Source organism: Nocardioides antri (assembly GCF_008373765.1).
In the GTDB taxonomy this organism is placed as follows: domain Bacteria; phylum Actinomycetota; class Actinomycetes; order Propionibacteriales; family Nocardioidaceae; genus Nocardioides; species Nocardioides antri.
The window spans coordinates 43894-64587 of record NZ_VUJW01000011.1 but is presented as its reverse complement, the minus strand read 5'-3'; the positions used below and the strand labels follow the sequence as shown (position 1 = coordinate 64587).

At 72.3% G+C, this 20694-nt stretch carries 18 protein-coding genes; 12 read left to right on the top strand and 6 right to left on the bottom strand.

The window, feature by feature from the left end:
- Window positions 1–81 precede the first annotated feature (81 nt).
- On the top strand, window positions 82–807 hold the full coding sequence (locus F0U47_RS17625) for a DsbA family oxidoreductase (RefSeq protein WP_149751796.1): 726 nt from the start codon (window positions 82–84) through the stop codon (window positions 805–807).
- 9 nt (window positions 808–816) lie between these two features.
- On the opposite strand, the gene F0U47_RS17620 is transcribed toward F0U47_RS17625, so the two are convergent.
- From F0U47_RS17620 to F0U47_RS17600, 5 genes are read right to left on the bottom strand one after another with little or no spacing between them, the layout of a single operon-like run.
- Entirely contained in the window at window positions 817–1380 is a 564-nt protein-coding gene (locus F0U47_RS17620; protein WP_149751795.1) for a hypothetical protein, read from the bottom strand.
- The gene (locus F0U47_RS17615) at window positions 1377–2672 is read right to left on the bottom strand and encodes a DUF58 domain-containing protein (RefSeq protein WP_149751794.1); all 1296 of its coding nucleotides are present in this window, start codon (window positions 2670–2672) and stop codon (window positions 1377–1379) included. Before F0U47_RS17615 ends, F0U47_RS17620 begins: the two co-directional genes overlap by 4 nt.
- Window positions 2669–3643, bottom strand: coding sequence for an AAA family ATPase (locus F0U47_RS17610; protein ID WP_149751793.1), 975 nt, complete (start codon window positions 3641–3643; stop codon window positions 2669–2671). Before F0U47_RS17610 ends, F0U47_RS17615 begins: the two co-directional genes overlap by 4 nt.
- On the bottom strand, window positions 3640–3999 hold the full coding sequence (locus F0U47_RS17605) for a hypothetical protein (RefSeq protein WP_149751792.1): 360 nt from the start codon (window positions 3997–3999) through the stop codon (window positions 3640–3642). Before F0U47_RS17605 ends, F0U47_RS17610 begins: the two co-directional genes overlap by 4 nt.
- A complete protein-coding gene (locus tag F0U47_RS17600) occupies window positions 3996–4733 on the bottom strand; it encodes a DUF4129 domain-containing protein (protein WP_149751791.1) in 738 nt (245 codons plus the stop codon). Before F0U47_RS17600 ends, F0U47_RS17605 begins: the two co-directional genes overlap by 4 nt.
- Window positions 4734–4901: 168 nt before the next feature.
- Between F0U47_RS17600 and serA the strand changes: the two genes are divergently transcribed.
- The gene (serA, locus tag F0U47_RS17595; protein ID WP_149751790.1) at window positions 4902–6491 is read left to right on the top strand and encodes a phosphoglycerate dehydrogenase; all 1590 of its coding nucleotides are present in this window, start codon (window positions 4902–4904) and stop codon (window positions 6489–6491) included.
- 128 nt (window positions 6492–6619) lie between these two features.
- On the opposite strand, the gene yczR is transcribed toward serA, so the two are convergent.
- Window positions 6620–8074, bottom strand: a complete 1455-nt coding sequence (gene yczR, locus F0U47_RS17590; RefSeq protein ID WP_149751789.1) for a MocR-like transcription factor YczR — start codon at window positions 8072–8074, stop codon at window positions 6620–6622.
- A 62-nt stretch (window positions 8075–8136) separates the two neighbouring features.
- Here yczR and yczE point away from each other — a divergent pair, with 62 nt between their 5' ends.
- The 10 genes from yczE to F0U47_RS17540 all read left to right on the top strand — a co-directional run bounded on the left by yczE (window position 8137) and on the right by F0U47_RS17540 (window position 20694).
- Complete coding sequence (yczE, locus tag F0U47_RS17585; protein WP_149751788.1) at window positions 8137–8826, top strand: membrane protein YczE; 690 nt, start codon at window positions 8137–8139, stop codon at window positions 8824–8826.
- A gap of 75 nt (window positions 8827–8901) precedes the next feature.
- Entirely contained in the window at window positions 8902–10131 is a 1230-nt protein-coding gene (locus F0U47_RS17580) for a toxic anion resistance protein (protein ID WP_149751787.1), read from the top strand.
- A gap of 3 nt (window positions 10132–10134) precedes the next feature.
- Window positions 10135–10668 carry a hypothetical protein gene (locus F0U47_RS17575; protein WP_149751786.1) on the top strand — a complete coding sequence of 178 codons (534 nt, stop codon included), beginning with the start codon at window positions 10135–10137 and terminating at the stop codon, window positions 10666–10668.
- Window positions 10665–12290 (top strand): AAA family ATPase, encoded by a 1626-nt coding sequence (locus tag F0U47_RS17570; protein WP_246159682.1) that lies wholly within the window; start codon window positions 10665–10667, stop codon window positions 12288–12290. Before F0U47_RS17575 ends, F0U47_RS17570 begins: the two co-directional genes overlap by 4 nt.
- Window positions 12287–13585, top strand: a complete 1299-nt coding sequence (locus tag F0U47_RS17565) for a GlnX family signal transduction membrane protein (protein WP_149751785.1) — start codon at window positions 12287–12289, stop codon at window positions 13583–13585. The genes F0U47_RS17570 and F0U47_RS17565 overlap by 4 nt, the downstream gene beginning before the upstream one ends.
- A complete protein-coding gene (locus F0U47_RS17560) occupies window positions 13582–14574 on the top strand; it encodes a glutamate ABC transporter substrate-binding protein (RefSeq protein WP_149751784.1) in 993 nt (330 codons plus the stop codon). The genes F0U47_RS17565 and F0U47_RS17560 overlap by 4 nt, the downstream gene beginning before the upstream one ends.
- 17 nt (window positions 14575–14591) lie before the next feature.
- Complete coding sequence (locus F0U47_RS17555; RefSeq protein ID WP_149751783.1) at window positions 14592–15704, top strand: hypothetical protein; 1113 nt, start codon at window positions 14592–14594, stop codon at window positions 15702–15704.
- 7 nt (window positions 15705–15711) lie between these two features.
- The gene (locus F0U47_RS17550; RefSeq protein ID WP_149751782.1) at window positions 15712–18129 is read left to right on the top strand and encodes a serine/threonine-protein kinase; all 2418 of its coding nucleotides are present in this window, start codon (window positions 15712–15714) and stop codon (window positions 18127–18129) included.
- Complete coding sequence (locus F0U47_RS17545; protein ID WP_149751781.1) at window positions 18126–19421, top strand: protein phosphatase 2C domain-containing protein; 1296 nt, start codon at window positions 18126–18128, stop codon at window positions 19419–19421. Before F0U47_RS17550 ends, F0U47_RS17545 begins: the two co-directional genes overlap by 4 nt.
- On the top strand, window positions 19414–20694 hold the full coding sequence (locus F0U47_RS17540; RefSeq protein WP_149751780.1) for a vWA domain-containing protein: 1281 nt from the start codon (window positions 19414–19416) through the stop codon (window positions 20692–20694). The genes F0U47_RS17545 and F0U47_RS17540 overlap by 8 nt, the downstream gene beginning before the upstream one ends.

The window sequence follows — 20694 nt, the reverse complement described above, 5'->3', positions numbered from 1 at the left end:
GCGCGCGTCGGGCAGACCCCTTGATCCACCCCTGACCCGACCCTGGGAACAGGTCAGGGGTGCCGCCGGTTGGGACCTGTCGTGCGCATCGACATCTGGTCCGACGTGGTCTGCCCCTGGTGCTCGATCGGCAAGCGCCGCCTCGAGCGGGCACTGGCCGACTTCCCCCACCGCGACCAGGTCGAGGTCGTCTACCACTCGTTCCTGCTGGACCCGACCGCGCCCACCGGGTCCACGGGGCCGACGGAGACCGCGCAGCAGATGCTCGCGCGCAAGTACGGGCTCACCGCCGAGCAGGCGGCCGAGAAGCAGGCGATGGTCACCTCCCTCGCGGCCGAGGAGGGCATGGAGTGGCGCCGGCCCCACGAGTCGCCGCACGTCGGCACGGTCGACGCCCACCGGCTCCTCCACCTCGCCCTCGCCGCGGGCGGCCCGGCACAGCAGGCCGCGCTCAAGAACGCGCTGCTGCTGGCCTACTTCGACGAGGCCCGCAACGTCGCCGACCACGCCGTCCTGCGCGAGGTCGCCGTCGGCGTCGGCCTCGACGCCGCCCGGGTCGACGAGGTGCTCGCCGGCGAGGAGTACGCCGCCGACGTCACGGCCGACATCGCCCAGGCGCGTGCGTACGGCGCGAACGGGGTCCCGTTCTTCGTCGTCGACCAGAAGTACGGCGTCTCCGGCGCCCAGCCCGCCGCGTTCTTCAGCGAGCTCCTCGAGCGCGCCTGGGCCGAGGCGCAGCCCGTCCTCGAGACCGTACCCGGCGCACCCGACGCGGAGGCGTGCGGCCCCGACGGCTGCGCCATCTGACGGTCCTGACTAGCGGACCCGCCAGACGACGAGCCAGGGGAGTGCGCCCGCTAGCGCCAGCGTGAGGGCGACCAGGACGACGGGCGGCTCGCCCCACTCCTCGGCCGCCGCGGCCACCACGGCGACGGCGCCGGTGACCGCGAGCAGCCCGCCGCACCGTGCCGCGAGCCGGCCGACGACAGCGGCGGACGGCGCGCAGCCGCGCGGCCCGGCGGCGGCGTGCGCCAGCGCGAGGTGGAAGACCAGGCCGCAGCAGGCGACCACGAACGTCCAGCCCGCCGACGGCTCGGGGACCGCGACGAGCCACCAGCCGACCAGGCCCCCCAGCGTGACCAGACCGGCCCCCGAGTCGGGGACCTCCGCCGCCACCACCGCGAGGAGCACCACGAGGACTGACGGCCACCACGGCGTCCCGGGGGCGACCCGGTGGACCGCGAGCACCGCGACCGCGACCGGCACGACCGTGAGCAGGCGTACGACGACGCCCGGGACCGTGATCGTCAGCAGCCGGGCGCCGGAGCGGTCCTCGACGACGAACCCGGTGACGGAGCTGCTCTTCGTGGGCTGATTCATCGGACCACCAGCCTCGGCGTCGCCCGGCGCCGGGTGAGGTCGCGCAGGACCTGGTCCAGGCTGTGCGCGCCGGCCCACGGCACGACCGGGATGCCGAGCGAGGCCAGCTGGGTGGTCTCGACCCGCCGCTGGAGCATCCGGATCCGCCAGGCGAGGGCCGCGGGCGTCGTACCCGTCTCGTCCTCCATGCCCGGCGGGAGGGTGTCGATCACGACGACGTCGATGCCGGCCCGGTTGAGGATGGCGACCTGCTGCGTGGCGGCACGGTCGATGAGCGGGGAGAGCATCAGCGCGAGGGTGCCGGCGCCGAGGCCCTGACGCGCCGCGAGCGCGTCCTCGCCACGGGCCGTGCCGGGCTCGATCAGGCAGAGCGTGTCGAGGATCCGCCGCAGCTGGTGCAGGCCGGTCCCGGCCGGCACGAGGCTGACGCCCCACGCGCCGAAGACCCGGACGCCGACCCGGTCGCCGCGGTGGAGGAAGTGCTCGGAGAGCACCGCAGCTGCACGGACGGCGAGGTCCATGCTGCTCTTCTCGCCGTCGATGCCGGTGCTCTCGCCGACGTCGTTGACCGCGTCGATGAGGACGGCGACGTGGGCGTCCTCGTCGGCGTACGTCGCCGTCACGTGCAGCCGCCCCGTGCGGGCGGAGACCGGCCAGTGGATCCGGCGCAGCCGGTCGCCGGCCCCGAACGGCCGGACCTTGGCGAACTCGGTGCCCTCGCCGGGGCGCGCGGCACGCTCCATGCCGACCAGTCCGCGCGGGTGCGGCGCCGGTGCGGCCGCGTTGAACGGCGAGGTCACCGGGAGCACGGTCATCCGCATCCCCACGAGCGGGAACGGACCCCAGCGCCAGGAGTACCAGGCGTCGTACGCCGCGACGGCGGGGGCGCCGAGCTTGCGCCGGCCCCAGCGGAGCGGTCGCAGCGCGACCTGCGCGGTCGCTGAGCCGGGCGCGTCGCCGTCCGAGCCCTCGGCGAGCAGGACCCCTTCGGAGGGCTCGACGTCGAGCAGCTTCTGCCCGGGCAGGACGACCGTGGCGATCCCGCCGGGCGGGATCCCCTCGACGGTGCCCTCCCACGTGACCTCCTCGCCCTCGTTGACCGTGAGCGCGGTCAGCGGCGTCGTGGCCGTGGGCTCGGTGGTCGGGCGACGGGCCGAGCCGAGCGCCACCAGGACCAGCGGCGCGGCGATCACGACGGCGTCAGGTCGCCCCACGGCCACGCCGATCACGAGCGTGGCCAGCCCGACCACCGCGGCCCGGAGGTGGGCGTAGGTGGGCTGCCAGCCGGTCATCGGGCCGACCCGGTCCGGTCCCGCGCGGTGGGCGCCGGCACCTGGCCGAGCACGGTCTCGACCACCGACCGGCCGGAGATGTCGGTCATCCAGAGCTCGGGCCGGATCGTGATCCGGTGGGCGAGGGCGGGTACGGCGACCGCCTTGACGTCCTCGGGCACGACGAAGTCACGGCCCGCGATCACGGCGTACGCGCGGGCGACGAGCATCAGCGCGAGCCCGCCCCGCGGCGACGACCCGACCAGGGTGTGCTGGTGCTTCCGGGTCGCGGCGGCGAGCGCGACGCAGTAGCGGCCGATGTCGGGGTCGACCGTCACCGTCTCGACGGCGGCCTGGATCTCGCGGAGCTCCTCCTTGGTCACGATGCGGTTGAGCGTCTGCTCCTCGCGCTGCCGCTCGAGGCGCCGGCGCAGGACCTCCCACTCCTCCTCGGAGTCCGGGTAGCCGAAGCCGACCCGCAGCAGGAACCGGTCGAGCTGGGCCTCCGGCAGGGGATAGGTGCCCTCGTACTCCACCGGGTTGGCCGTTGCCAGCACGTGGAAGGGCGGGTCGAGCACGAACGTCTCGCCCTCCACGGTGACCTGGCGCTCCTGCATCGCCTCCAGCAGCGCGGCCTGCGTCTTGGGTGGCGTCCGGTTGATCTCGTCGGCGAGGAGCAGGCCGGTGAAGAGGGGACCCTGGCGGAACTCGAACTCGGCCTTGCCCTGGTCGTAGATGAACGACCCGGTGAGGTCGGCCGGCAGCAGGTCCGGCGTGAACTGCGCGCGCCGGAACTCCAGCCCCAGCGTCTGGGCGAACGACCGTGCAGCGAGGGTCTTGCCGAGACCGGGGAAGTCCTCCAGCAGCACGTGCCCGCCCGCCAGGATCGCGCTCAGCACGAGGGTGAGCGCGTCGCGCTTCCCGACCACCGCCCGCTCGATCTCGTCGAGGACCGCGCGGGCCTTGTGGGGTACCTCCGAAAGTCCGGTCACAGCTGCTCGATCCTCCTGAGTGCCTCGGCGAGCTCGCGTCGATAACGGTCGGGGGAGCGCGGCGGGGGGCCGACGACGAACGCCGCCGCGGCGGGGTCGAGCCGGGTCTCCGCCAGCACCGGCATCGCCAGCAGCTGGGCGGTCACCTCGCGCAGCACCTGGTGGGCGGCGGTCGTGTCCTCGACGGAGAGCAGGCGCTCGATGTGGTTGATCTGCTGGTCGTGGGCCCGGTTCTCCCGCAGCTGGAGCGGCGCATCCTCCGGCCAGGTCGCGGAGTCCACCGTGCGGCTCACGAACGCGGTGTAGAGCGCCACCGCTGCCACGGTGAGCACGATCGCAGCCCAGACGACGGTCATCGGGTCCTCGCCCCCGGCCTCCCCAGCGTCGCCAGCAGCCGGCGCAGGCAGGCGGCCGCCTCCGCGCGGTGCTCCTCGGTGACCGGGTGGCGGGAGAACCGGGCCTCCCGGTAGAGCGCGGCCAGGCGCTCGATCGCCTCGGCGTCCAGGTGGTACGACGCCAGCGCGCGCTCGACGAGCTCGCTCGGTGTCTCCGCCGGCCGGTGCGGGAAGTGCTCGCTCTCGACCGCCTGCTCGAGCCGGACCCAGGTGGCCACGATCGCGTTGCGCGGGGAGCCCTCGCCGATGCCGCGCGCGCCCTCGTCGAGGGCCCCGGGCAGCGCCGGCTCCTCCGCCTCGTCGGGCGGCGCGACCTCGGTGACCGGGCTGTGGCGCACTCCCACCCGTCCGGTGAGCCGCCGGCGCCGTCGTACGACCCGGAGCCGGGCGAGGACCAGCAGCGCGGCACCGAAGATCAGCGCCGACGGCACCAGCAGCAGCAGGTCGGCCGGCGGCAGCCACGGGAGCCACGGCTCGTCGTCCGGCTCGGGCTGGCCGTCCTCGGGGTCGGACCGCTGATCCGCCCGCTCCCGGCTGTCGCCCTCCTCGACGACCCGGGACCGGTCGTCGTCGCGCTCGAGGCCGACCCTGCTCGGCCCGTTGAACGTGGCCGCGACCAGCGCGCAGAGCAGCAGCACGAGCGCGCCGAGCGCGACTGCTCCGTGCGTGGACGGGCGGGGGGAGTCCGGCCCCATGACGGCACGTTAGTCCCCCGCGCGTGCCTCGGCATCCGACCGTGGTCGGAGGGACGCCCGGGACCTGACACAGGTTCGTGACAAGCAACGGTGGTCCGGTACCGTGAGGAGCGGCACAGCGTCGTGCAAACCTCTCTCCGCGCACGATCCTCCCGAAGGACACCTGCTGTGACTGACCGTCCCGTCGTTCTCATCGCCGAAGAGCTCAGCCCTGCCACTGTCGAGGCGCTGGGCCCGGACTTCGAGATCCGTCACTGCAACGGCGCCGACCGTGCCGAGCTGCTCCCGGCGATCGCCGACGTCGACGCGATCCTGGTGCGTTCCGCGACGAAGGTCGACGCCGAGGCGCTGGCCGCCGCCAACCGCCTGCGGGTCGTCGCCCGCGCCGGCGTCGGCCTCGACAACGTCGACGTGAAGGCCGCCACGCAGGCCGGCGTGATGGTCGTCAACGCGCCGACCTCCAACATCGTCTCCGCCGCTGAGCTCGCCGTTGCGCTGATGCTCGCCGCCGCTCGCCACATCTCGCCCGCCCACTCCGCGCTCAAGAACGGCGAGTGGAAGCGGTCGAAGTACAGCGGCATCGAGCTCTACGAGAAGACCGTCGGCATCGTCGGTCTGGGCCGGATCGGGGTGCTCGTCGCCCAGCGCCTGAGCGCGTTCGGGATGAACGTCATCGCCTACGACCCCTACGTGCAGGCCGGACGCGCCGCGCAGATGGGCGTCCGTCTGGTCGACCTCGACGTCCTGCTCGCCGAGTCCGACTTCATGTCGGTCCACCTGCCGAAGACCCCCGAGACCCAGGGCCTGATCGGTGCCGAGCAGCTCGCGCAGGCCAAGCCCTCGCTGGTGCTCGTCAACGCCGCCCGCGGCGGCATCGTCGACGAGGCGGCGCTCTACGACGCCCTGAAGACCGGCCGCATCGCCGCTGCCGGCCTCGACGTCTTCGCCAAGGAGCCGTGCACCGACAGCCCGCTCTTCGAGCTCGAGAACGTCGTCGCCACCCCGCACCTCGGCGCATCGACCGACGAGGCGCAAGAGAAGGCAGGCATCGCCGTCGCGAAGTCGGTCCGGCTGGCGCTCGCCGGCGAGCTCGTCCCCGACGCGGTCAACGTCCAGGGCGGCGTGATCGCCGAGGACGTCCGTCCCGGCATCCCCCTCACCGAGAAGCTCGGCCAGATCTTCACCGGCGTCGCCGGCGAGGTCGCCCAGCAGCTCGACGTCGAGGTCCGCGGCGAGATCACCGAGCACGACGTGAAGGTCCTCGAGCTGGCTGCCCTCAAGGGCGTGTTCAGCAGCGTCGTGGAGGACCAGGTGTCCTACGTCAACGCGCCGCTGCTCGCGGCCGAGCGGGGCATCGCCGTACGCCTCGTCACCGACCCGGAGAGCGCCGACCACCGCAACCTGATCACGATCCGTGGCACCCTCGCCGACGGCGCGCAGGTCTCGGTCAGCGGCACCCTGATCGGCATCCACCAGCGCGAGCGGCTGGTCGAGGTCAACGGCTACGACATCGACATCGAGCCGACCGACCACCTGGCGTTCTTCACCTACGACGACCGACCGGGCATGGTCGGCACCGTCGGCCAGATCCTCGGCGACGCCGAGGTCAACATCGCCGGCATGCAGGTGGCCCGCGACAGCAAGGGCGGCAAGGCCCTGGTCGCCCTGTCGGTCGACTCGGCCATCCCCGCCGAGACCCTCGCCGAGATCGAGTCGTCGATCAGTGCCACGTCGATCCGTGCGGTGGATCTGGTCTGACGGCGGGAGACAGTTTCACCGGCCGGCCGGAGAAACTCACGCTGGGCGTACGAAGCTTCATCGGCCAAGAGACAAATTCACCGGCCGGCCGGTGAAACTCTCGCTGGGCGTACAAAACTGTCTCGCCATCAAGCGACCAGCACCCCGGCCCGCCTTCCCCGCACCGGCACAGTCGCGGCCCCGGCGCCCGCCCGGGTGACCACGGCCCAGGCGGCGGCGATGCGGCGTACGGCGTCCTCGAGGTCGTGGGCCGGCACGGTGTAGGGGATCCGCAGGTAGCGGTCGAGGCCGCCCTCGGGGGCGAAGGACGGGCCGGGAGCGAGCAGGACGCCGTGGCGCTCGGCCTCGACCGACAGCGCGGTCGCGCCGGCCTCGGGCAGGTGGCACCACAGGGCCATGCCGCCGGCGGGCTTGCGGAAGGTCCAGTCCGGCAGCTCGGCCGCCAGTGCGGCGCACAGGGCGTCCCGCTGCTCGCGCAGCCGCTGCAGGTGCGGGGCGAGGACGGCGTCGATGTCGCCGGTCAGCAACCGGGTCAGCACGATCTGCTCGAGCACCGGGGCGCCGAGGTCCTGCCCGACCCGCGCCCGGGTCAGCTGGTCGACCAGGTCGTGGGGCGCTCGGATCCAGCCGAGCCGCAGGCCGCCCCACACGCTCTTGCTGGCGCTGCCGACGGTCACGGCGTCCTTGGCGTACGACGCGAACGGGCGCAGCGGCGGTGCCTCGCCGAGCTGCAGCATGTGGTGCGCCTCGTCGACCACGGCGGTCGCGCCGTGCTCGGCCAGCAGCCGCGCGTACGCCGCCCGGTCCCGCTCCGACATCACCAGGCCGGTCGGGTTGTGGTGGTCGGGCATGACGTGGACCAGCCGCGGCGACCGCTTGGCGAGCACGCCGGCGACGGTGTCGAGGTCCCAGCCGTCGGGGTCGAGCGGCACGGTGACGAGGCGTCCGCCGCCGGTCCGCAGTGCCTGCACCGCGTTGGGGTACGTCGGTGACTCCATGAGCACTCGGTCCCGCGGGCCGGCGAGGGCCCTGCCAACGACCGCTGTCGCGGCGAGCGCACCCGCGGTGACGATGATCTGGTCGGGCGAGGTCGGCAGGCCGCGGGCGTCGTACGACGCGGCGATCGCCGCCTGCAGGTCGGGCAGCCCGGCGGGGTAGTAGCCGTGGTTGCCGAGGTGGGCGGGGATGGCTGCCGCGGCCTCGGCGTAGACGGCGGCGATGCCGGGCGGGGCGGTCGCCGCCGCGCAGACCAGGTCGATCACGCCGGAGCTCACGTTGGTCGGCCACAGGGCGCGGTCGTGCGCGCGGGTCGGCCCGCCGGGGAGCCGGGTGAACGTGCCCGAGCCGTGCCGCGCCTCGGCGTAGCCGCTGTCCCGGAGCGTGGCGTAGGCCCGCGTGACCGTGGTGCGTGAGACGCCGAGGGCCGCAGTCAGGTCCCGCTCGCTCGGCAGCCGGGTCCCGTAGCCGATCCGCCCGTCGCCGATCAGCTCCCGCAGCGCGTCGGCCAGTCCGACGTACGCGGGGGAGCGGGGGAAGTCTCCGACGAGAGTGGACACCCGGGCGGCAGAAATGGACTGCGACATGCAGTCCAGTAGATCACAAGTGGCTATTTGAGACCAGACCACTGGCCGCCATGCTGGTGGGCATGACGACCGTTGCCGCCCACCCCCCAGCACGGGTCCTCGCCGACCTCGGCCCCGTCGCGCAGCTGCGCGCCGGCCGCCTGGGACGTCGGCTCCCGCAGCTGGTGATCGGCCTGGTCCTGTACGGCGTCAGCCTCGGCCTGATGGTGCGCGGCAACGTCGGCCTGGCGCCGTGGGACGTGCTGCACTCCGGCCTCATCGAGCACCTGCCGATGACGCTCGGCCAGGCCGTCGTGGTGATGAGCTTCGTCGTGCTGCTGCTGTGGATCCCGCTGCGCGAGCAGCCCGGCATCGGCACCATCGCCAACGCGCTGCTCGTCGGGCTCTCCGCCGACGCGACTCTCTGGGTGCTCGACGAGCCGTCCGCGCTGGCCGCGCGGATCGGCCTCATGGTGGGCGGGGTCGTGCTCTGCGGCCTCGCGACGGGCCTCTACATCGGCGCCCAGCTCGGCCGCGGCCCACGCGACGGGCTCATGACCGGCCTGCACCGCCGTACCGGCCTCTCGCTGCGGCTGGTCCGTACCCTGCTCGAGGTCGCGGTCGTGCTCGTCGGGCTGCTGCTGGGCGGCGTCCTCGGCGCCGGCACCGTCGTGTACGCCCTCACGATCGGCCCGCTCACGCAGCTGTTCCTGCCGTGGTGCCTGGTCGACATCGACGCGCCGGACCTGGGCGCCGCGCCGACCCTGGACTAGACCTGTTCGTTCTTCGGGGTGAGGTCGTGGCTTTCCCCGGTGTGCGTCGTGGTCCAAGTGGTTAGGCTCACCAGCATGACCACCGATGGTTCCGCTGCAGCACCCGAGCCGAGCCCGCTCGCTCCCCCTGAGCCCGTGCTGACCCTCACCGTCCCCGAGGCCCCCAAGCCCGTCGTCGAGACGCAGGCGCCGAAGATGGCGCCCCAGGTGTCGCCCGAGATGGTTCCCGAGCTCGACTCCAAGGTCGACAGCTTCCTCACCGCGCTCAGCAGCGAGCCGGTCGGCAGTCCGGGGTTCGCCGCCCAGGCCGAGAACGTCCGCACCATGGGCGACGCCGACATCCGGCGCGCCGCCGAGACCTCCAACCGGATGCTCGACAAGCCGGTGTCCGCGCTCAAGAACGGCGCGATCTCGCAGAGCTCCGACGTCGGAAAGACCTTGCTCGCGCTGCGCCGCACGGTCGAGGACCTCGACCCCGGCCAGGCCAAGGGCGCGAAGAAGTTCTGGGACATGCTCCCGTTCAACGACAAGGTCGAGGACTACTTCCGCAAGTACCAGTCGTCGCAGAGCCAGCTCAACGGCATCCTGCACAGCCTCCGCAGCGGCCAGGACGAGCTGACCAAGGACAACGTCGCGCTCAACCTCGAGAAGACCAACCTCTGGGCGGTGATGGGTCGTCTCAACCAGTACATCTACGTCGCCGAGCGGCTCGACGCGAAGCTCTCGGCGAAGATCGCGGAGATGGAGCTGACCGACCCCGAGGGAGCCAAGACGCTGAGCCAGGACGTGCTGTTCTACGTCCGGCAGAAGCACCAGGACCTGCTGACCCAGCTCGCGGTCTCGATCCAGGCCTACCTGGCGATCGACATCATCATCAAGAACAACATCGAGCTGATCAAGGGCGTCGACCGGGCGACCACGACCACCATGTCCGCGCTGCGGACCGCGGTCATCGTGGCGCAGGCGCTGACCAACCAGAAGCTGGTCCTCGACCAGATCACCGCGCTCAACACGACGACGTCGACGATGATCCAGCGGACCTCGGAGATGCTCAAGGAGAACTCCGCGAAGATCCAGGAGCAGGCCGCCTCCTCGACGATCGGCATGGAGCAGCTCCAGGCGGCGTTCGCCAACATCTACGCGACGATGGACTCGATCGACGAGTTCAAGCTCAAGGCGCTCGACACGATGTCGACCACGATCGGGGTCCTCGAGACCGAGGTCGAGAAGTCGAAGTCCTACCTCGAGCGGGTGCAGCGCCACGACCAGCGCAACGCTGCCGGCACCCTCGACATCCAGGCCTGACGAGTGGGTCTTGGGTCGTGGTTCCGGAAGCTCCGCGGCGAGGACGACAACAACGGTGCCGCCGGGTCCGCGGAGTACGTCGTCCCGCCTCCGCCGACCGACAAGGACATCCTGGCGGCCCTCAACCGCGTCAACGCGATGCTGCGTGAGGGCAACGCTCCACCGGTGGTGATCTCCCGGGTCGTGAAGATCGCGCGCACCATCCACCAGACCCTGCCGCGGCTGGACGACCTCGGCCTCGGCAGCCAGGACGGTTACTCGCTGATGGCGACGGCGACGGAGTACCTCCCCGAGGCAGTCGGTGGCTACCTCCGGCTGCCCCGAGAGTGGGCCGACACCCGGCCGATCGACGGCAACAAGACGTCCCTGATGGTGCTCATCGAGCAGCTCGAGCTGCTCGGGGTGACGATGGACAAGATCTTCGACGCCGCCAACCGCGCCGACGCCCAGGCGTTGATCGCGCACGGCCGATTCCTCGAGGCCAAGTTCGGCCACACCGCCGACGGCGGCCACGACCTCACCCTGGGAGCTCCGTGAACGCCTCGCTGGCCGACTGTCTGAACGCGCTCGTCGCCGCCGCCCGTGAGGCCGGTGTCGACGAGGCGACCGCCCGCGCCGAGGGAGAGGCCCTCGCCGCGACCGTCGCCGAGCGGTCCAAGGGCGCGTTCGTCGACTGGTGCGAGCAGACCGGGCGGCCCGGCGCGACGGAGGAGTTCTTCGTCGCGGCCAAGCAGGGCAACCGGTTCCGCGCCGGGCCGACACCGGCGATGTCCCAGCTCCACCTCGAGAAGTCGCCCCACGCGGCGTCGTACGCCGGTGCGCTCGCCGACGTCGCGCTCGCCGCCAGCCGTCTCGGCCAGGCCGGTCCCGACGCCGTCGGCGCCGCCGCCACCGTCACCACCGCCCAGCTCGGCAGCGGCGCCAACCTGTCGACCGGGCTGCCGCCGTCCGGCGGGGCATTCGACCTCCCCACCCGCCAACCGGTCCCCGGCGTCGGCGACGAGATGCTCGACCAGGTCCGCCGGGTGGGCGACCAGGTACGCCGCCAGCTCGAGGCGATGGGTGGGGCCAACCTGCCCGGGACCGGTGCCCCGGCCGGCGACGCGCCCACCTCCGACGCCCCTGCGCCGGGCGTCGAGACCGCCGGTGCCGACAACACCCGGACGGCGACGCAGGAGCCCGACAAGCCGACGGCCGAGGAGCCGAAGCCCGAGGAGCCGACCAAGACCGTCGAGGAGCTGCTCGCCGAGCTCGACGCGCTGATCGGACTGAAGAACGTCAAGGACGAGATCCACCGGCAGGCCGCCGTGCTGCGGGTCGAGGGGCTGCGGAAGAAGGCGGGCCTCGACACCCCGACGATCACGCGGCACCTGGTCTTCAACGGCAACCCCGGCACCGGCAAGACCACCGTCGCGCGGCTCGTCGCCGGCATCTACCGCGCCCTCGGGCTGCTCTCCAAGGGGCAGCTGGTGGAGGTCGACCGGTCAGAGCTGGTGGCCGGCTACCTCGGCCAGACCGCACAGAAGACGGCCGAGGTCGTGAAGTCCGCCGAGGGCGGTGTGCTCTTCATCGACGAGGCCTACTCACTCGCCGGCGACCAGTACGGCAAGGAGGCCATCGACACCCTGGTCAAGGAGATGGAGGACAAGCGCGACGACCTCGTCGTGATCGTCGCGGGCTACCCGCTGCCGATGGCTATCTTCATCTCCGAGAACCCGGGTCTCGAGAGCCGGTTCCGCACGATGATCGAGTTCCAGAACTACACCGACGACGAGCTGGTCGCGATCTTCGAGCAGATGGTCGGCAACGCCGACTACGACGCGGGGGAGGAGGTCCTCGCCCGGCTGCGCGAGATCCTCGCGGACGCGCCGCGAGGTCCGTCGTTCGGCAACGCCCGCTTCGTGCGCAACATGCTCGAGGCGGCCATCGGCCACCACGCCTGGCGGCTGCGCGACATCAAGGAGCCGACCCTCGAGCAGCTGCGGTCGCTCGAGGCCGACGACCTCGTCGTACCCGATGACGAGCCGGAGGAGCCCGCCGTCGAACCCGTCGCGGAGGACGGCACCCTGCTGCCGCCCGACGACGCGGAACCTGCCGAGGTCGTCGACGCGTTGGAGCCGGTAGCGGACGCGCAGGAGTCGCAGGAGGAGACCTCATGACCCAGCTCGCAGCGGCGCCTTCGCCGCGGATGAAGCCGGCGCCCGCCCGGTCCCGCCAGGGTTTCTGGCCCGCGCCCACCGGCAAGCCGGTGGGCGCCGGTGTCGAGGACACCCCTTCCCTCCTCAACCGGCTGCAGATCATCGGCATCGCGACCGTCCTGGCCTTCGGCCTGCTGAGCGCCCTCATCCAGTTCCTCTCCTACCAGTCCGACGGGCGCGCCGCCGACGACACCGAGCAGCTCGTGCGGGTGCAGGAGATCCAGTCCACGCTGCTGCGTGCGGATGCGATCGCGACCAACCTCGCCCTGATCGGTGGTTCGGGCGATCCGGAGCAGATCGCCGACCGGGACACCGAGTACGACGCCGCGATCGCGCGGGTCTTCACGCTCATCGCCCAGGCAGCCGAGGCCCAGCCGGCAGACGAGAACGCGCTGGCGGCGCTCAACGTCGAGGTGAGCGCCTACGCGACCGCCATCGCAGAGGCGAGATCGAACCTGCGTCAGAACTGGCCTGTCGGCAAGGAGTACCTGAGCGGAGCCAGCGCGGCGCTCAGGGCCGACGCCCTGCCGATCCTCGAGAACCTGGTCACGGCGAACTCCGAGCGCGCCGACGACTCGATGGGAGGCCAGCATCCGTTCTGGTTGCTGCTCGTCGGGCTCGCGGCCGTGGGGGTGCTCGTCTGGTTGAACCTGCAGCTCGCCCGACGGTTCCGCCGGTACGTCAACGTCGGCGTCGCCGTCGCGGGCGTGATCGTGGTCGTGACGACCCTGGTCGCAGCAATCGCCGCGTGGCGTGCTGACAGTCAGAACGACGGCCTCCAGGACGAGGAGCTGCGGATGGCGGTCGACCAGGCAGAGGCGCGGACGGCCGGCAACGACGCCAAGGCCTACGAGAGCCTGCGGTTGGTGAAGCGAGGGTCCGGCGCGACCTACGAGCCGTTGTGGCAGGAGTCCGCCGAGGTGGTCACCGACGTCGCCGATCGGTCGATCCTCGACGAGTGGGAGGCCTACGTGGCCAAGCACGAAGCCATCGTCCGGAGCGACAACGAGGACCTCCGAGGTCCCGCGCTCCGAGTCGCGACCGCGGCCGGTGCGAACGGCTCGAACGCGCCGTTCGATGCGTTCGACGCGGCCGCGCAGAAGCTCGTCGACGACAACGCCGCCACCACCACCGACGAGCTGCGCGCGGGCCGCACCCTGGCGTTGATCGGCTCTCTTCTCACCGTGGTCCTCGGTTTCGCCGCCGCCGTCGCCGTCGCCCGAGGAATCGGCGCGCGAAGGAGGGAGTACGCATGAGACTTTCGGCGAAGGTGGCCGCTGCGACCGCGGCGGTGGCGCTGCTCGTGTCCGCATGCGGATACGACGAGACCCCCCTCCCTGAGGAGAAGAAAGCGGTGGCTCCGGAAAGCAAACCGGACTGCGAGACGCCCGACGAGTCCGGTACCGATCCGGTCGCCTCCTACAACCCGGGCGAGGGCGTTCCCACCGGGCCGAAGCTCGACGAGATCCGTGGCCGCGAGCGGCTGATCGTCGGTGTGTCTGCCGACACCTACCTGATGGGTTCTGAGAACCCCGAGCTCGGCAACCGGATCGAAGGCTTCGACATCGAGTTCGCGAAGGCGATCGGTCGCGCCATCTTCGGCGACGAATTCGAAACCGGCCGCAACCTCGAGCTACGGGTGATCACGGCTGCTCAGCGGATCCCGCTGCTGGAGGAGGGCGAGCTCGACCTCGTGATCCGCAACTTCACGATCAACAGCGAGCGGTGGGGCTGCATCGCCTTCTCGGCGGAGTACTACCACGCGAGCCAGAAGGTTCTCGTCGGCACGTCGCTCGCCGACGGTGACGAGGAGAACGGGGAGTACCACGACCCCTCGGACCTGGCTGGTCTGCGGGTGTGCGCACCGACCGGGTCGACCAGTCTCAGCAGGATCCAGGATCTGGAGCCCGACGCGATCACCGAGCCCGCGTCCAACCACACCGGGTGCCTCGTGAAGTTCCAACGTGGCGAGGTGGACGCGATCACCGGTGACGACACGGTCCTGGCGGGACTCGCGGCACAGGACCCCTACGCCGTCGTGCCCGAACAACAGCCGCTGAGCGCCGAGCCGTACGGGATCGGGGTCAACCAGAACGACGTCGACCTGGTGCGCTTCGTCAACTACGTGCTGGAGGAGATGCAGACCGGAGCCTGGGACGCCGCCTACCGACGGTGGCTGCAGCCGTTGCTCGACCCCGAGCGTGACGACGACGTCGAGCAGCCGACGCCTGTCTACGGACGATAGGACCCACGAACGCTCCCATGACCACCGCACCCACCGCTCCCGGACGGCTCGGCGAGGCCATCGAGCCGGCGCTCATCCAGCGCTACCTCGCCGAGCTGGACTCCTGGCTGCGCACCCGCAAGGACGAGCTCGACGAGCTCGACCGGGCGGCGCTCGCGGCGGGGCGGGGTGAGGAGCTGGTGGGCGACATGTCGCTGACACTGGCTCTGTGGAAGGCGATCCACGACCGCTACCAGCTGGTCTTCGCCACCTGGGACGGCGGCCGGGTGCTCCAGCAGGAGCGGGAGCGGATCTCGACCCTGATCTGGGGGCGGCTCGACGGCGCGTCGGGCATGCCGGGCGGGCTCGCGGTGTCGCTGCCGGAGGCGTGCCGTCTCAACGACGCGCTCACCGGGCAGCTGCGCACCAAGCTGGCGCTGGCGCACGACGCGACCGAGCAGGTCGCCCGGATCCGTGCGCTGCGTGCGCAGCTGGAGCGGATCCGGGACCAGGTCGGGCTCGAGCCGGCGACGACCCGCGACCAGGCCGTGGACAGGCTCGCCGGCCTGATGGCGCGCCTCGCGCAGATCAGCGACCGCGCCGAGCGCGGCGCCGACGTCGGTGGCATGCTCGGCCCGCTCGAGATGGACGCGACGACGTACGAGCGCGACCTCATCGTCGGCAACGCCCGCCGCCGCGACGCGCGGTCCAAGGTGCTCTCGGCGCGCGAGCTGCGGACGGACCTCGAGGCCCGCGAGCAGGCCCTCGAGAAGCTCGCCGCCACCTGCGTGACGACCGTCGACACTGCGCCGCGCTACGCGATCCCCGACGTCGAGGCGCTCGGCCCGGTGCCGGTCACGCCGGACGAGATCGACGGGTACCTCCACCGGCTGGACCGGGTCTCGCAGGCGCTGGAGCTCGCGCAGCACAAGTACGCCGACGCGCTCGCCGAGCACACCGAGCTGGTCGCACTGCTCGACGCCTACGTCGCCAAGGCGAAGGCGCTGGGAGTGGCCGGCAAACCCGACCTGGTCGAGAGCGAGAAGCAGGCGCGCGCCGTGCTCGCCCGACGGCCCGCCCCCATGACCGTGGCCCACCAGCTGGTGGCGACCTACCAGACCTGGCTTCAGAAGGAGACTTCCCAGTCATGAGGCACCGATGAGCAGCTGCACGCAGCCGGGATGCACCGGGAGCATCCTCGACGGCTACTGCGACGTGTGCGGGGCGCCCGGTCCTGTTGGCGGGGCCGTCGGCGCCGCCACCAGCAACGTCCCCACCGCGACCGTGGGCGCCCCGGCGACCGGCGTCACGACAGGCCCGGCCACCGCTGGCCCGTCCGTCCGCAACGGCACGCCGTGCGCGCAGCCGGGCTGCAGCGGCAAGATCCTCGACGGCTACTGCGACGTCTGCGGTACGGCGGCCGGAGCGCCGGTCTCGACAGGCTCGACCAACGTCGGGGTGGAGGCGGAGCCGGTGTCCCAGGTCGAGGGCTCGGTCGCGACCTCGGCGAGCCGCGTCCAGTCGGCCGCGATCGGGTCCAAGCGCGCCGGCACCACCGGCACCGGCTCGACCCGGCGCACCCGCACCGGGTCGCAGCGGATGCGTGCGGCCCGGCTCGGCGCGGGCCTCACCACCGTCCCACCTGCGCCGCCGGTCGACGCCGCCAAGGCGATCATGCCCAACCCGCAGGTCCCCGAGGAGAAGCGCAGCTGCTCGCGGTGCGGCAACAAGGTCGGTCGCAGCATCGACGGCCGGCCGGGCCGGAGCGAGGGCTTCTGCCCTCACTGCGGCCAGGAGTTCTCCTTCACGCCGAAGCTCCAGGGCGGCGACCTGGTGGCAGGGCAGTACGAGGTCGCCGGCGCGCTCGCCCACGGCGGCCTCGGCTGGATCTACCTCGCCCGCGACCGCAACGTCTCCAACCGCTGGGTGGTCCTCAAGGGCCTGCTCAACTCCGGTGACCCGGACGCACTCGCGGCCGCGATCGCGGAGCAGCAGTTCCTGGCGCAGGTCGAGCACCCGGCGATCGTCGAGATCTACAACTTCGTGACCCACGAGGGCGCCGGCTACATCGTCATGGAGTACGTCGGCGGCAAGTCGCTCAAGCAGATCCTCAAGGACCGGATGCGGGCCAACAACGGGGCCTACGACCCGCTGCCGGTCGACCAGGCGCTCGCCTACATCCTCGAGCTGCTGCCGGCGTTCCAATACCTCCACGACCTCGGCCTGGTCTACTGCGACTTCAAGCCCGACAACATGATCCAGGTCGGCGACGCGATGAAGCTGATCGACCTCGGCGGGGTTCGGCGGATCGACGACCAGGAGTCGGCGATCTACGGCACGGTCGGCTACCAGGCGCCCGAGGTGGCGGAGGTCGGCCCGTCGGTGGCCTCCGACATCTACACGATCGGCCGGACGATCCTGGTGCTGACCATGGAGTTCCGCGGCTACCAGGGCACCTACCTGCACAGCCTGCCGCCCGTGGAGTCGACGCCGCTCTTCCAGCAGTACGACTCGCTCTACCACCTCGTCGCCAAGTGCTGCGCGCCCGACCCGGCCGACCGGTTCGCCTCGGTCGACGAGCTGCGGACGCAGCTCCTCGGCGTGCTGCGCGAGGTCGTGGCCCGGCGGCGCCAGGGGACGGCGCTCACGTCCGCCGCCTCCGTGCTCTTCGAGGCGCCGGCGGTCGCCCGCGCGATCGCGAGCTGGTCCCACCTGCCCGAGCTGCGCGAGGACACCACCGACCCGCAGTACGGCTGGCTCTCCACGATCAGCAGCGACGACCCGCGCCAGCGGCTCAAGGACCTCGACGCGGCGCCCGAGGACACCGCCGAGGTCTGGCTGGCCCGCTGCAAGGCTGCGCTGGAGCTGGGCGAGGCCGCCGCGGCGCGGAGCTACGCCGGCAACCTCCTCGCCGACGACCCGTGGGAGTGGCGAGCGCTCTGGATGGAGGGTCTGGCGGCCGTTCAGCAGGACGACTGGGAGACCGCGAAGGCGTCGTTCAACGCGGTCTACCAGCAGGTGCCCGGGGAGCTCGCGCCCAAGCTGGCGCTGGCGTTCGCGTGCGAGATGGGCGGCCAGCCCGAGGTCGCCGAGGGCCTCTACCAGACCTGCGCGGCGACCGACGCGACGTACGTCGCCCCGTCCGCCTTCGGGATGGCGCGGGTCCGGGCCGACCGCGGTGACACGGCCGGCGCGGTCGCCGCGCTCGACCTGGTGCCGACCACCAGCCGCGGCTACACCGAGAGCCGCCAGCAGCGGGCCGAGGTGATGCTCGCCGGCAGCGCGATGGACCTCGTGGTGCTGGACCAGGCACTGACCACCATCGAGAGCTCGTCGGTCGACGGCTCGACCCGCCAGCGCTACACCGTGCGGATCCTCAAGGAGGCCCTTCCGGTCGTGGCGAAGAACCCGCCCCGCAAGGGCGTGCGCATCGGCTCGATCCCGGCGTCCGAGCCGGACATCCGGAACGGCCTGGAGAACGCCCTGCGCCTGCTCGCCCGCGACGCCCGTGACCTCGACGAGCGCGTGGACCTGGTCAACCAGGCGAACGCCGTACGGAACTGGAGCCTGACATGACGGAGTCGACCACAGCGCCCGAGACCGCCTGCCCGTCCTGCGGAGCGGGGGTGCCCGGCGGCGCCCGCTTCTGCGAGTCGTGCGGCGCCCAGGTCGCGGCCGCCGCGCAGCCGCTGACGCCGCCGACGATGGTGCCGGCCGACGACCTCGGCGACGCACCGATCAGCGCGCCGACCCGTCGCCCGGTCGACGCGCTGCCGGACCCGCTGCCCGACCCGGGCCGGCGGCCGTGTGCCAACTGCGGGGGAGAGGTCGGGCCCGACCTCTACTGCCTCTCGTGCGGCACCAAGGCCCCGAGCGCGCGCGACCACTTCCGCGAGGACCCCGCGTCCTGGGTGGCCGGCGTGTGCGACAAGGGCGTCAAGAAGAGCCGCAACGAGGACGCGATGGCGCTGCTCGCCGGCGAGCAGCCGGGCTCGCGCGCCGTCCTGGTCGTGCTCGACGGGGTCTCGAACTCGATCGACTCCGACGTCGCCTCCCTCGCCGGCGCCCGCGCCGCACGCGAGGTGCTGCGCACGCCGCTCCCGGCCGGGATGGGCACCCCGCAGAGCCGCGAGGCGGCCGTGGCGAAGGTGCTGCAGGACGCGGTTGCCGCTGCCCAGAACGCGATCCTCGCCGTCACCGACCCCGACTCGCCGAACCCGGCCTCGGCCACCTGCACGATCGCGGTCCTCGAGGGGACCCGGATCTCCCACGCGCAGATCGGCGACTCCCGGGCCTACTGGTTCCCGGACGACGGGCCCGCCGTGAAGCTGACGGTCGACGACTCGATCGCCCAGCAGCAGATCTCCGAGGGCGTCGCGAAGGAGGTCGCCGAGACGGGGGAGTTCGCCCACGCGATCACCAAGTGGCTGGGCCGGGACTCCCACGACTTCGTCCCGACCGTCGGCTTCCTCGACATCGAGGGACCGGGCTGGCTGCTCGCCTGCTCCGACGGGCTGTGGAACTACGCGTCCGACCCGGCGGCCCTCGCGGCCCAGATCGCCGCCGCCGGGCCCGCCAACCCGGGGGACCTCGCGCTCAGGCTGGTGGCGTTCGCCAACGCGGCCGGCGGGCACGACAACATCACCGCCGCGCTCGCCCGCGTCGGACCGCTGCCCGAGCCGGCACCGGCCACCGTGGAGACGGCGGCCGCTCCGCCTCCGCCGCCGCCGACATCGGCCACGACCGGGCCCGCCACGCCGACCGAGCCCACGGGCGCCGTACCCCCGCCCCCACCGTCGGTGCAGAATGCCGGTACGCCGAACCAACCGACGTCCGCAGCAGGAGAGGGAGGGCCCACCGATGGCTGAGTTCACCACCGCCGTCTTCCAGAACGAGTTCCTGCCGGACGGCGGGACTGACGTCAACGCGATCGTCACCATCAGCTGCAAGGGCGCGGGCACCGCAGGCCAGTCGGGGAGCGGTGACGCCGGCGAGATCATCATCGTCGACACGTCCGGCTCGATGGGCCCCGCGACGATGGCGGCGGCCAAGGACGCAGCCCAGGCCGCGTTGGCCGAGATCGTCGACGGCACCTGGTTCGCCATCATCGCCGGCGCGGACCGGGCGATGCTGGCCTACCCGCCCGTGACGAGCGGGCCGGCGCTGGTGCAGATGACCCCCGAGGCCCGGCAGCAGGCGTCGGCGTCGATCGCCCGGTTCGTCGGCAGCGGCGGTACGGCGATCTCCACCTGGCTCGACCTCGCCGGCCAGGTCTTCGCCTCCGTCCCGCAGGTGACCCAGCGTCACGCGCTGCTGCTCACCGACGGAGAGAACCGCGAGCGGCCGGGCCGTCTCGACGAGGCGATCAACCGCGCGACCGGCTACTACCAGTGCGACTGCCGCGGCGCGGGCACCGACTGGCAGGTCGCCGAGATCCGCCGCATCGCCCAGGCGCTGCTGGGCACGGTCGACATCATCCCCAGGCCCGAGGAGATGCGGGCGCAGTTCCAGGAGATCATGCGGGCCTCGATGGCGCGCGGCGTCGCCGACGCCAAGCTCCGGGTCTGGACGCCCCAGGGCGCGCAGGTGCTGTTCGTGCGCCAGGTCGCGCCGACCCTGGAGGACCTCACCGACCGCGGGATCCCGGTCAACCCGCTGACCCGCGACTACCCGACCGGCGCGTGGGCCGACGAGTCGCGCGACTACCACGTCGCGGTCCGGGTCGCCGCCAAGGCGCTCGGCCAGGAGCAGCTCGCCGCCCGCGTCCAGCTCGCGCTCGGCGACAACGTGGTCACCCAGGGCCTGGTGAAGGCCACCTGGTCCAACAACTCCGAGCTCACGACGCGGATCGACAAGCAGGTCGCGCACTACACCGGCCAGACCGAGCTCGCCGCCGCGATCCAGGAGGGCCTGGCGGCGAAGGCCGCCGGCGACGAGGCGACGGCCACGACGAAGCTCGGGCGCGCGGTGCAGCTCGCCGCGGAGACCGGCAACGAGGAGGCCACCGCCAAGCTGCGGAAGGTGGTCGACGTCGACAACGAGGCCGAAGGCACGGTGCGGCTCAAGCGCGCGGTGGAGAAGGCCGACGAGATGGCGCTCGACACCGCCTCGACGAAGACGACCCGCGTCCGCAAGGGGTGA

What these genes read in the sequence shown, in the direction of transcription:
- F0U47_RS17620 (WP_149751795.1), bottom strand. Translation starts at nt 1,380, where the DNA reads ATGAATCAGCCCACGAAGAGCAGCTCCGTCACCGGGTTCGTCGTCGAG.
- F0U47_RS17615 (WP_149751794.1), bottom strand. Translation starts at nt 2,672, where the DNA reads ATGACCGGCTGGCAGCCCACCTACGCCCACCTCCGGGCCGCGGTGGTC.
- F0U47_RS17605 (WP_149751792.1), bottom strand. Translation starts at nt 3,999, where the DNA reads ATGACCGTCGTCTGGGCTGCGATCGTGCTCACCGTGGCAGCGGTGGCG.
- F0U47_RS17600 (WP_149751791.1), bottom strand. Translation starts at nt 4,733, where the DNA reads ATGGGGCCGGACTCCCCCCGCCCGTCCACGCACGGAGCAGTCGCGCTC.
- yczR (WP_149751789.1), bottom strand. Translation starts at nt 8,074, where the DNA reads ATGTCGCAGTCCATTTCTGCCGCCCGGGTGTCCACTCTCGTCGGAGAC.
- yczE (WP_149751788.1), top strand. Translation starts at nt 8,137, where the DNA reads ATGACGACCGTTGCCGCCCACCCCCCAGCACGGGTCCTCGCCGACCTC.
- F0U47_RS17580 (WP_149751787.1), top strand. Translation starts at nt 8,902, where the DNA reads ATGACCACCGATGGTTCCGCTGCAGCACCCGAGCCGAGCCCGCTCGCT.
- F0U47_RS17565 (WP_149751785.1), top strand. Translation starts at nt 12,287, where the DNA reads ATGACCCAGCTCGCAGCGGCGCCTTCGCCGCGGATGAAGCCGGCGCCC.
- F0U47_RS17560 (WP_149751784.1), top strand. Translation starts at nt 13,582, where the DNA reads ATGAGACTTTCGGCGAAGGTGGCCGCTGCGACCGCGGCGGTGGCGCTG.
- F0U47_RS17555 (WP_149751783.1), top strand. Translation starts at nt 14,592, where the DNA reads ATGACCACCGCACCCACCGCTCCCGGACGGCTCGGCGAGGCCATCGAG.
- F0U47_RS17550 (WP_149751782.1), top strand. Translation starts at nt 15,712, where the DNA reads ATGAGCAGCTGCACGCAGCCGGGATGCACCGGGAGCATCCTCGACGGC.
- F0U47_RS17545 (WP_149751781.1), top strand. Translation starts at nt 18,126, where the DNA reads ATGACGGAGTCGACCACAGCGCCCGAGACCGCCTGCCCGTCCTGCGGA.
- F0U47_RS17540 (WP_149751780.1), top strand. Translation starts at nt 19,414, where the DNA reads ATGGCTGAGTTCACCACCGCCGTCTTCCAGAACGAGTTCCTGCCGGAC.